9 protein-coding genes and 2 pseudogenes are annotated in these 11,277 nt (G+C 47.7%); 1 reads left to right on the plus strand and 10 read right to left on the minus strand.

The annotated features are described in order from the left end of the window. Positions 1–46: 46 nt before the first annotated feature. The 10 genes and pseudogenes from BZG80_RS08920 to BZG80_RS08965 form a co-directional block, all read right to left on the minus strand. Entirely contained in the window at positions 47–3,229 is a 3,183-nt protein-coding gene (locus BZG80_RS08920) for an ATP-binding protein (protein ID WP_077660783.1), read from the minus strand. Next, a complete protein-coding gene (locus tag BZG80_RS08925) occupies positions 3,226–6,084 on the minus strand; it encodes a PAS domain-containing protein (RefSeq protein ID WP_077660782.1) in 2,859 nt (952 codons plus the stop codon). The genes BZG80_RS08920 and BZG80_RS08925 overlap by 4 nt, the downstream gene beginning before the upstream one ends. A gap of 24 nt (positions 6,085–6,108) precedes the next feature. Continuing rightward, positions 6,109–7,758, minus strand: coding sequence for a diguanylate cyclase (locus tag BZG80_RS08930; protein WP_077660781.1), 1,650 nt, complete (start codon positions 7,756–7,758; stop codon positions 6,109–6,111). After that, positions 7,751–8,140 (minus strand): response regulator, encoded by a 390-nt coding sequence (locus tag BZG80_RS08935; protein WP_077660780.1) that lies wholly within the window; start codon positions 8,138–8,140, stop codon positions 7,751–7,753. Before BZG80_RS08935 ends, BZG80_RS08930 begins: the two co-directional genes overlap by 8 nt. 232 nt (positions 8,141–8,372) lie before the next feature. Continuing rightward, positions 8,373–8,636, minus strand: a complete 264-nt coding sequence (locus BZG80_RS08940) for a Txe/YoeB family addiction module toxin (RefSeq protein WP_077660779.1) — start codon at positions 8,634–8,636, stop codon at positions 8,373–8,375. Then, positions 8,633–8,875 (minus strand): type II toxin-antitoxin system Phd/YefM family antitoxin, encoded by a 243-nt coding sequence (locus tag BZG80_RS08945; protein WP_021022842.1) that lies wholly within the window; start codon positions 8,873–8,875, stop codon positions 8,633–8,635. Before BZG80_RS08945 ends, BZG80_RS08940 begins: the two co-directional genes overlap by 4 nt. Before the next feature lie 89 nt (positions 8,876–8,964). Continuing rightward, positions 8,965–9,660 (minus strand): annotated as a pseudogene (locus tag BZG80_RS08950) (arylamine N-acetyltransferase family protein); the annotation flags it as partial. A gap of 53 nt (positions 9,661–9,713) precedes the next feature. Further along, positions 9,714–9,977: a DUF4282 domain-containing protein gene (locus BZG80_RS08955; RefSeq protein ID WP_025744784.1), complete on the minus strand. Its 264-nt coding sequence runs from the start codon at positions 9,975–9,977 to the stop codon at positions 9,714–9,716. Positions 9,978–10,018: 41 nt separating this feature from the next. After that, complete coding sequence (locus BZG80_RS08960) at positions 10,019–10,564, minus strand: GNAT family N-acetyltransferase (protein WP_077660777.1); 546 nt, start codon at positions 10,562–10,564, stop codon at positions 10,019–10,021. 3 nt (positions 10,565–10,567) lie between these two features. After that, on the minus strand, positions 10,568–10,996 hold the full coding sequence (locus BZG80_RS08965) for an N-acetyltransferase (RefSeq protein ID WP_077660776.1): 429 nt from the start codon (positions 10,994–10,996) through the stop codon (positions 10,568–10,570). 46 nt (positions 10,997–11,042) lie between these two features. Here BZG80_RS08965 and BZG80_RS15755 point away from each other — a divergent pair. Continuing rightward, positions 11,043–11,165, plus strand: a pseudogene (locus tag BZG80_RS15755) (IS110 family transposase); the annotation flags it as partial. Positions 11,166–11,277: the final 112 nt, after the last annotated feature.

Here is an 11,277-nt window from a genome sequence, read left to right on the forward strand (position 1 = left end):
GATATATCGAGGTTGTCGTCTAGCGTCTCGATTAACGCTAGGAACGTTACCGCTCACGCGTAATACGCTTGCCGATAATATCCACAAGCCTGTCAGTTGTCAGTTGCCTTTTCATCAACACACCGTGAACCGTATCGTATCGTTCAGCACTAATCTCCTCACCGGTCAGTACGATAATCGCAGCCGTTGGCTGTGTTTCTTGAATCACTGGAATTAAGCGCCAACCCGATCCGTCGGGTAAACCAATATCCAACAAGACAGCATCATACGCATGTTGCGTTAACAACGATTGAGCTTGGCTCAGTGTGAGAGCATGATCAAGCGTCATATAATCACTGACCATCGCCTGAACAATTCGATGTAAATCTATATCGTCTTCAACATGCAAAATTTTTGCCTGTGTAGACGTTAGCAACTGTTGTTTTACTAGACTGATGAGTTGTTTGTGATCGATGGGTTTTGCTAACCATTCAATGTTTTCAGCGTCGCCATTAAGCTCTAACCGTCCTTGTTTCATCTTTGCAGACACCACAACAATGGGAATATTAGCGGTGTCGGCATGCTGTCTTATCCGACGAATAATATCGAGCCCACCGATATCGGGCAGCATTAAATCTAAGCTGATTAAGTCATAATGCCTTGCTTGTAACGCTTTTAACGCCGCCATACCCTCTTGGCTAATATCAACTCGGTATCCGGCCTCTTCCAGCACTATTTTTAATAAACTAGCCACGTCGGGATCATCTTCAATCACTAGAATATTATATGAAGAGTTAATGTTTGGTTTGTCACCAATGTTCGAGTCAGTCGGCCTATGCTGATCGACCGATTTGGTCTTCACTGTTTCATGCAAAGGCAGCTGAAAGTAAAAACGGGTGCCTTTCCCCGGGCTCGACTCAAAACCTATCTTGCCATTCATTTTTTCAACGAGTTCACGGGTAATCGCAAGCCCTAACCCCGTGCCACCTTTTTGCCGTGTATCTGTGCTATCGGCTTGGGCAAACTTTTGGAAAATTTTGGGATAAAAGTCCGCAGCAATACCACAACCTTGGTCAGTAACACTCACGGTCACGTGCTGTTCATCCACCACGGTATCGATGGTGACCGTCGCCCCATCAGGCGAAAACTTGATCGCATTAGATAGCAGATTAGCCAATACTTGCTTCAGCCTTTGTTTGTCTACTCGAACCTCGGCGTTAGCCGTTTCACTGTTCAAGACGATATCGATGTGCCGCTCTGCACCGTATGCTTTATTTTCTTCTAAACACTGCTCAAGGATGGGATCAATAGATTGAACTTGCATATCAAAATACAACTGGCCGGCCGCTATTTTTTCGATATCGAGTAAATCATTGATCAATAACGCTAACCGCTCGCTATTACGGTGTGCGGTGTTGAGTATTTTTTGGGCTTTATCAGGGATCTCACCCAAGCGTCCACCCAGCACTAGACTCAGTGCACCAGACACCGAGGTAAGCGGCGTACGCAACTCATGACTGACCGTAGAAATGAACTCATTCTTCATTTGCTCATGACGTTTGCGTTCGGTGATATTTTGGGCAATCCCGAGGAAACCGGTAATCTCTTGACTGTCGTTGTATATCGCCGTTACTGTCAACATAACCGGAATATGCTGACCTTGCTTATGGACATAACACCATTCACGCGTTTCTGCGCCCTCTAACATCGGAATGGTCATAAATGTCTCAAACCCAGTTATCGCCCGATTAAACTGACCTGATAGCGCCTGAGATCGTTCTTCCACCTCGTCAGGCACATGAAAAAAGGCAGGGCTGTGTTTATCGACGACCTCGGCAGAATGGTAACCAAGCAGTCGCTCAGCGCCGGTGTTGAATAAAGTAATTATGCCTCTCGTATCCGTCGCGATAATCGCAACCTCAGTCGAGGCGGCCAATATATTACTGAGCAGATCGGAAGTGCTTGCCAGTTCACGGGTACGGTCCTTTACCTCTTGCTTTAAGTTTGCTCGTGCCTTTTCCAATTCACGGAAGTTATCACTAAGCGCATGGCTCATATCTTGCAGCGATGTCGACAAAACAGCATATTCCGCTACTCGGCTTTCAGCCAGCACAACACTCGCTTGATAGCGTATTTTTTTAGGTAGATGACGGCTTGCCCTATCGAGTTGTGAAAGAGGCTGAATCAGGATTCGGCTCAACAAAAAGGCCGCGAGTATACTCAAAAAAGCAATGCCTGAAAGCATAATAAAGCTTTGATTACGACTCCTTTCAATAGCCTCTATCAATGGCGCTGCCGGCCGTTCTGCAAGCAAGACCATAGCGTCGGACCGGTCTGTTAATGGCAGTTGGTAACGATAAAAGCCGGATTGCCAGCGATTAACCAAACTACCCCCCGACGCCGGCAACCAAATAGACAGGTTATCGGCACTGGTTAGCGGCCGGACTCCCCCTGGTAAACCAGAGTGTAAATCACCGACCTGCACTGTCGGTGTTCCCTCGCGATTTAATATCGCCACACCAGACGCACCTTGAGACAGTGACGGCCGTAATGCTCTCTTTTGGTTATCAAGCGAACGGTCAGGTTGCTGGTTGAGTCGAGCCACGGCACCCTCGGCAACCCGCTTAAGTTCGTCAGCGATCCGTTGCTCGTTTTTTATTATATTATTTTGGTTGTTGATAATGATGGGTGTCATCCCCGCGATAAGGGTCAGGCACAACAGGGCATCAAAAAGCAGCTCCTGGAGCCGTATCTTTGCCGGTAACCAATTGATAGTGCCATTCTGGAAATACCAAATCAGCAGTTTCACCAATAGCCCTGCAATGAGCGCATTGAACAAACCGTTCAGCGCTTGTTTTAAGACAATCATGCCGGTGGAGCTGCCATCCATACCGATGGCTATTGCATAGATTGGTATCAGCACTATCGGGCTCACCACTACCCAAAAAGCGAGATCCGCGAGTACCAAGTTTTTTACGCCGCGGCGATACAATAAACTGACTGCAAACGCTTCCAATGTCAGTGTCAGCATCGCGTAAGGGTGACCCCAAAGTATCCAGGTATAAGAACCGCCAGCTAACGCCACGAACACGGCTGGCCATAGCCCGATCAATCTTATGGCCAGCATGACAGCCACCGAGCCAAAGATAAAATGCACGCCGAAAAACAAAGGCAAGTTGACCATGTTACCAACGACGGCAATAAGGGCCAGTAACAGCGTTGCCATCACCTGTTTAGCAACTACGCTCATTGTGCAACCTGCAACTGAATAAAAAACAACGCCCCACCGCCCTCAGCATCGCGGTACCCCACATTACCGTCCATTTGCTGACATATCTCCCGCGTAATCGCTAGCCCCAGTCCTGTACCAGCAACCTTGCGATTATCACTGCTGTCAGCTTGGCTAAAACGCTGAAACAGTCGATCCTGAAACGCTAGGTCAACCCCAGGTCCACGATCTCTGATAGCAATTTCAACCAGCGTTTTATCAACAATTACCGAAACGTCTACCCACTCACCTTCTGGTGAGAATTTGATCGCATTAGATAAAAGATTGGTCAGTGCTTGAATCAATCTTGGTCCATCAACATTGACCGTCACAGCCGGCCAGTTATTTGGAGGGCGTATTTGTGTCTGAGTTTGATGCTGGTAGGATTTAACAGACTCTATCGCGTCATCCAATAGCGAGCCAAGATCTTGCTTTTGTTTCTGAATTGGCATTTTTCCTGCCACGAGCTTTTCCATATCTAACAAGTCGTTTATCAGCAAGGTTAAACGTGTTGCGTTACGCTCGGCAGTATGCAGCAACTTGTTAGCCTTTGGTGGTAATTCCCCAGTTGCGCCGCCATTCAATAATCCTAACGCGCCTTTGATCGACGTTAAGGGTGTGCGCAGTTCATGGCTGACGGTGGCAATAAATTCATCTTTCATTTTGTCGAGTTTTTTACGCTCAGTAATGTCTTCGACAAGGGACCAGATCACCTTTCTTCCATCCAACTCTGTGCTCAGCATGCCTTGCAAACGGACCGGATAACGACTGCCATCTTTGCGGATGTACTCTTTTTCAAACGGCCCATAACGACCCGTGCTTTGCATACTTGCCAGCGCTTTTTGCTCCTCTGGCTCATATTCTTTAGGCGTGACATCCCAATAACTAAGGGAAACGAATTCTTCGCGGGTGTAACCCGTGGGTGCAGTCAAAGCATCATTGAGATCAAGAAACTGCCCGGTAGCAAAATCATTCAAAGCGATGCCGATAGGGGAAAAGTCAAACAAGCTACGCAATCTCGCCTCGCTCTGCTCCAAAGCTAAACGCGCCTGGTGCTGTTCGTGAACATCTTGCAAATAACCGTGCCACAATATACTACCGTCGATCATTTTCTCCGGCCTCGCCTCGCCAGAAATCCAACGATAGCCCTTACCCGGACAATTGATCTGATAGGTAGATTGCCAGTGTTCTAACGTATTCGCCGAATGCTCAATGGATCGACTCACGGTCTCAATATCGCCAGGATGGATGCGCTCAAACGCAGGAATGGCATCTTCTGCAGCCTGTTCTGGTGTGATGCCGTACAACGTCTCTATTTGAGGGGAACTATAAGGAAAAACCATACGCCCATCGGGAAAACGACGGAATTGATAGAGCGTTCCCGGCAATAATGCTGCTAATTTGGTCAGCCGCTGCTGGCTCAAATTCTGGGTCAATACATCGGATAACCAGTTGCCGAGGAGGCGTAGAAACAGTTTTTCGCCATCGTTGTAATCTTCAGAACGCGCCTTAGCGGACGATACGTTCAATGTGCCCCAGGGGCGGTCATAGATATTGATGACAACGCCAGCATAGCTGCCTAACGGTGCAGTTTTATAACACGGATGTTGCTGAAACTCTGGGCGATCGGTATCGGCAATAAACTGTTCCTGCGTGGTGCTGCTGGGGTTCTCTGCCATCAAAAACTGACACCAGGTGTCTTTTAATGCAAACTGCTGCCCTGCAACAATCGTTGTGTCTGGCGGCCCAGCTATCCAGTTAACCGTATACACCTCGCCTTTTATTTCACTGACAATGGCCAATTCAGCCCTCAAGTAGAGCTTGGCCTCTTGCAAGGCATGATTGATTATCTCATCCAGGCTCCCATGACTGGAAAAGGCAATGTCAGTCAGCACCGTTAACGCCTGATGGTGCCGCTCCAGCTGCGTTAAGGCATTGCGCTCTCGAGTAATATCGATAATAAACCCTTCAAGCACCAGTGGATGCCTAGGATCTGTGTCTATACATTTACCTCGTTCCTCCACCCAGCGAAAGCCCAGCGTACGATGTCGAACACGATACTCAATATGCCATTCCTCATTGTTGGCCATGGCGTTGGCAACGGCGTTATCAACAACGAACACATCATCAGGGTGAATGAGATCCGCATAACAAACACGTTTATTATTTATCAAGTCCTCGGCGGTATAGCCACTGATGGTGTCGACTTGATTACTGATATAGAGCATGGTCCAGCTTTTATCTGGCAAACAACGAAACGTAATACCTGGTATGTTATTAACCAGCGATGTCATTTCATTGTGACTAGCCTGCAGTTGTTGCTGCAACGCCGTTGACTCACGTCGCTGATAAGTATCGGTCCAAATCAGATCCTCCACCATGCCAGCAAGGTTCTTTAGTTGCGCCACGTTTTCTTCACTAAACTGCCTTGGTTGGTTATCGATTAGGCATAGCGTGCCCAGTCGATAACCCTCGCTGCTGTGAATCGGCATACCTGCATAAAACCGAATATCCGGCGCCCCACAGACGAGCGGATTATCACAAAAACGCATGTCGTCTAGCGCGTTTTCAACAATTAATGGTTCACTACCCAGAATGGCATGCCCACAAAAAGAGATATCCCTTGGGGTTTCAGAGGCATCTACCCCCTGACGAGACTTGAAGTATTGTCGCTCCCGGTCGATCAGTGACACCAGCGCGATAGGGACAGAAAACAAGTCAAGGCATAAGCGAGTAATGCGCTCAAAACGTGGGTCGGCACCACTGTTAAGCAGCTCGGTTTCGTCTAGTGCCTGTTGACGCTCGGCTTCGTTATCAGGGATAGATGGCGTTCGCATACAAAAGCTCCGGACAATTAGCGATTAAGGCGTATTCATTGCTTGTACGACACAGTTTCGTCCGTCATGCTTGGCGCGATACAAGGCTTTGTCCGCGAGAGCCAATAAAGACTCACTTGGTTCTGTCGGAAAGCACTGATTGTCGGCAATGCCGGCGGAAAGCGTGCAAGAAAACGTGGCGTCATTCGCCTTGAACGTGATCGCTCCGAAATCTTCTCGTAATTGATTAACCAAATGCTCGGCTTGGTCAGCATCACAATCTGGCAATACCAGCGCAAACTCTTCTCCGCCGTATCGGCCAAGCTTATCCGTATTCCTAAAATGCTGACGTAAAAGCGTACCGATTGCCGCGATCACCTGATCCCCAATAGCGTGACCATAGGTGTCATTCACGCCTTTAAAGTGATCAATATCCAACATGACCACGCTGAATACTTGCGACCGACGCTGCGCCAATTGCCATTGCTTTTGCAACGCGTCTTTGATGCTGGCGTGTTTCAATAAGCCGGTAAGCCCGTCTTGATGTTGCGTGCGGTTAAACGCTCGAAATCGCTGTATTCTGCTTTGACACAGGCGCACCAAAAGATCCGTGTCCACCGGCACCTCAAGAATGGCATCGCCGTCTAACAACAATGATTGGCGACGCAAATCTGCGTTAGGGTCGCGAGAGAGGAAAATAATCGGCAAATGTGACCAATGCTCTGTCTGCGCGAGCAAGGCCACTAATTCAGCGCCCGTCACCTGCGGTAACCAGACACTGACAAGGATAATTTCAGGATTAAACTCGCTGATACACTCAAACAGTCGTTCTGGCTTATCCAGTGTCGCGACGTTCATGTCTGCATCTTCTAAGACAGATTGGCATTGAGAGACGAGGGCTGGGTCTTGATCAATTATCATAACCCGACCAGGTTCCGCGTCTATGTGGCCAAGCATATACGCAAACTTTGAGGCAAGTTTGGCCATGTCCAACGGCTTGGGATAATAACCTGCGCCTCCCGCGCGCAATGCTTGCAGCCTAGCTTTATAACTTTCCTCAGCACCAATGAAAAAGACGGGACATTGAAAGTGCTGTAACTTGGTCTTCCATAAAGTTGCTAAATCGGTATCAGACACGTCGTCCTGAATAGCATGATGGTCAATAAGCAGTAAGTCAGGTGCGTGTTTAGTCAATTGTTTTAGTTCGTTCGCATCCTTTATCCAGTACACCTGAAAACCAAAACGAGCAAACTGGGATTGGGCGTATTTAGCCAAAATATTATCGCGCTCGACCAAGCCGATAATAGGCGCCCCTTCCATAACCGGTTGCTGGATTGTTGTGGTGCTTTGCGTCGCTGACACGCTATCTTTATGGTGCGCAGACTCAAGCGCTTCCATCCAATCAGTTGGCAGGCTGGTGGGCGGTTCTGTTTGGGATAAGCGCTTGGCAACCTGTTGCTCAAATTGACGGGCCGCTTCGCCGAGACTAGCAAAACCAAATGTTCCCGCCGCGCCCGCAATGGTGTGCAACCCAGAGTGCAACGCCTTTAACGTTTCCTGGTCATCATGGCCTGATAACAACTTATCATTGATGGCATGAAGCCGTTTAAACTCCGAGGTCAGCCGTTTAGCGTACGCTTCCTTGAGCCTTTCAAGACGCTTTTCGGTGTCATTAGTCTTTTTGTTATCATCCATTGAATTCGTCCCAAAACGCACGCACATCATCAGCTAATGTCATAGGATCGAAAGGTTTAGAAATAACATGACTCGCCCCTAACGCTTTATAGCGCGCCACTTCTTCTGGATGAACTTTCGCTGTCATAAAAAGAATGAGCACCGAGTCATCAACGAGTCCTCGTTCCCGCATCGCGGTGAGTGTTTCTGGGCCATCCATATTTGGCATCATGACATCGAGCAGTATGATTTGCGGCTTAAATCCGTCCACTTCCTGCAAGGCCCGCTCTCCCGATTCACAGGTTTTAAGAGTGAGGCCACCCACATCCTCGAGTGCTAGGGTAGCAATTTCTCGTATATCAGGATCGTCCTCTACATATAAAACTTTGTTTAAAACAGCCATATACATTCCTTGTTCATTCGCCTAACGGTGTACAACAAATACGGCGACCCGTTCACTGCTACCAACTGACTAGCGTTTTGTCTTTGAATTTTAGTCAGTTGTGTCTTTTAGCGTAGTGCATACCGTCAGCTTCTGGTGGGACAGACGGATAATTTTTGCGCTCCAAACATGGTGCCCAGCCCAGAGAACAACGCAATTAACAACAGCAACCAATAAAGGCCGATGACAGCCACTACTCATAATGGCTCCAGAGCCTGAGCACTTTCACCACCTGTTCATCCTCGAGGATTTGATAGACCAAGCGATGTTGAATATTAATACGGCGTGAATAGGCACCGGTGAGATCGCCGACAAGCTTTTCGAACGGAGGAGGTTTACGGTAGGGATCGTCTTTAATCAGTGCTAGCAGTTCTTGCGCTTTTGGTTTAAGGCCACTGGAGGCCAGCTTTTTTGCATCTTTCTGGGCTTGTTTGGTGTAAACCAACTTCCATGTCACCAGTCCAACTCCTCATCGCATTCATCCGTCGGCGTGGCGATGCCTTCACGAATCGACTCGCGCATCCCTGGCACAGAAAGCAAATAGAGTGTTTCCTGAATCGCTGACCAGTCTTCTTCTGAAATCAGCACCGCTTTGTTACGTTTCCCCGCAATAACAATGGGCTGATGAGATTCGGCGGTTTCATCAATGAGCCGATACAATTTGCTACGCGCTTCAGTGGCAGTGATCCCCGTCATAGCGCTTCTCCAGTGTGATTAACTTTTAATCAATTGTACGGCATCAAGTACGTACGTCAAGACGAACGTTTTCGTTAACATCCGCTCACTCAAACCGCCGCGTTGGCCGCCACCTGTGCAAACGCGGTTTCCAACACTGCGTTGGGCGGTTGCAATAAGAAAACCTCGTGAACCAACTGGGTTAATGCCTCGAGGCTATCGATACTTTTTTCGGTAATGAGGTGCCCTGCCGCATCCCAGACTAAAAACTGCTGATTACGGATCAGATAACGGTTCGACGCAGTGATCAACGACACCACGAGGTTATTGACGAAAATGGCTTCAGGGTGTTGATGAGAATAGAAGTGCGCCACGTCAAAGTCGGCTTCTACTACATCGTAAAGCTCAACCTCGTACAGCGTTAGTGGCGGTTGCTCGGGCTCGTGTAACACCACCGTCACTACATTGCCATTGCGCGTGATTTGATAGGTATCGTGCCCGATGGTGCAGGTGCGCTGGTTGATATTGAGTAAGCCGCGCGGGGTTTTATTGCCAAAACCAACGTCCACTAGATAAGTCTCGCCATCGAGCTCAAGCACATTCATACGGTGAGTGCGCGGATTGGTGGGCTTACCATTGAGCATCACCCGCGCCAACAAACTGCGCATCTTAAACCCCAAATGCTTCAGGGCAAGGTAGGCAATTTTATTATGCTCAAAGCAATAGCCGCCTTGTTGGTTCACCACCAACCGTTCAAACAAAGCATCGGCCTGTAAAGAAAGCGGCTGCCCTGCCATGGCATTAAGGCTGGAAAACGCATATCACCTCGTTAATAAAAACCTTGGCTTACCTTATCAAATTAAGTATCTTTCTCGTCTTTTAAGCTTTGAAGATTTTCGTTGATTTTAAAAATTACAATCATCAGCTCACACCAAATCCTTGCCCCAACCGCACCGCCGACAATGGTAAACAGGCCAATGGCCATATTCTCAAGCCTCATCCCACCGTAGCCACCAAACATGGTGCCCAGCCCAGAGAACAACGCAATTAACAACAGCAGCCAATACAAGCCGGTGACGAGTTTTGGGGTTAGCATTGAGTTAAAAAAGAAGATAGATTTCATTTTTAGTTCCTTAATATATTCTGAGAAAAAGGGTATTCGAATTAGCGAGTAAACACTTCCCACTGCGCTTTGCTGATTTTGTATAAAACATGTTCGCTAAGCGGATCAGACGCGTCGAGATCAGGATGCGCGAAATGATACGCATAGGACATGCCAAGCTTTTTCATCACTGCCTGAGAGCCAATGTTATTCACTGTAGTAAAAGAGACGACTTCCTCTACGCCCAAGTGCATAAACGCATAGTGTAGCGACGCATTAGCCGCTTCTGTGGCATAGCCCCTACCCCAATGTTGTGGCGCAAGTCGCCAGCCAATCTCAACACAAGGTGAGAACGGCATCGTATCTTTCGGTATGTGCAAACCGACAAAGCCAATAAACGCGTGTTGGTCGGGGATCTCGACAGCCCAGAATCCCCAACCACGCTCGGCGATTAACGACTGGATTTTTCTTGCCACCTTGTCGCTTTCTTCCTGGCTCAGACACTTTGGGAAGTGCGCCATGACACGGCTATCGCGGCTCATCTGCGCAAAGGGTTGTTGATCGGCGTCATCCCATTGCCGAAGTATCAATCTTTTCGTTGTTATCATACGTTAGGTTGTGCCCGTGCTCATTGTGTACTCAGGATGCCCCGTATGCTGATCTCGCTGTTCACTTATCACGCTAAAACCTTGAGATAAGTAAAACCGATAACTCGCCTGATTTTCCTTGTATACCGACAAGTTTAACACTGCTCTTTGAGACTTCGCATGACTCAATAATTGCTTACCAATACCTTGGCCCTGAAAGGCCGGAGACACAAAGATGGCAGCCAAATTATTTTCATACAGTGCATAAAAACCAACGACTTTTGACTCGGTTTCATAAACGTAGACCTCTGACGCTGGGATGTAGATCTCACGCATATTATCAACTTGCGAAGCCCAATAGTCGGCCGAGACGAAATCATGCGCTTTAACAGATGCTTCAAGCCAGATTTCAAGAACCAAATCTAAGTCATTTGAATTGTACTTTCTAATCATTTTCGAACTCTAGATTGTCAAATTTATCGGGGTAACATAACACTGGTTAGTCGCCGCTGGAAAGCCGAAAAAAGTCGCTATTATTGCTTGTGTGCGTAAGATGGTAGTGATTTTAAATTCGATGCTCAGAGACGGCGTGATGTGGGATAAAAATCTCGCTAAAATTTAGGATTGACGACATACTCGTTTGTTATATTTATTGCGTAAATGCATCCTTGCTTAAGTGATTTATAAATATTGCTGAGTCTTTCAATGAAAATTTCATAATATATTCAGTACTC

The sequence above is a fragment of the Salinivibrio sp. MA440 genome, assembly GCF_001996265.1.
Classification (GTDB): domain Bacteria; phylum Pseudomonadota; class Gammaproteobacteria; order Enterobacterales; family Vibrionaceae; genus Salinivibrio; species Salinivibrio costicola.

Excerpts from the sequence above, each read along its gene's own strand:
- BZG80_RS08920 (WP_077660783.1), bottom strand. The coding sequence starts at position 3,229 with ATGAGCGTAGTTGCTAAACAGGTGATGGCAACGCTGTTACTGGCCCTT.
- BZG80_RS08925 (WP_077660782.1), bottom strand. The coding sequence starts at position 6,084 with ATGCGAACGCCATCTATCCCTGATAACGAAGCCGAGCGTCAACAGGCA.
- BZG80_RS08930 (WP_077660781.1), bottom strand. The coding sequence starts at position 7,758 with ATGGATGATAACAAAAAGACTAATGACACCGAAAAGCGTCTTGAAAGG.
- BZG80_RS08935 (WP_077660780.1), bottom strand. The coding sequence starts at position 8,140 with ATGGCTGTTTTAAACAAAGTTTTATATGTAGAGGACGATCCTGATATA.
- BZG80_RS08945 (WP_021022842.1), bottom strand. The coding sequence starts at position 8,875 with ATGACGGGGATCACTGCCACTGAAGCGCGTAGCAAATTGTATCGGCTC.
- BZG80_RS08955 (WP_025744784.1), bottom strand. The coding sequence starts at position 9,977 with ATGAAATCTATCTTCTTTTTTAACTCAATGCTAACCCCAAAACTCGTC.
- BZG80_RS08960 (WP_077660777.1), bottom strand. The coding sequence starts at position 10,564 with ATGATAACAACGAAAAGATTGATACTTCGGCAATGGGATGACGCCGAT.
- BZG80_RS08965 (WP_077660776.1), bottom strand. The coding sequence starts at position 10,996 with ATGATTAGAAAGTACAATTCAAATGACTTAGATTTGGTTCTTGAAATC.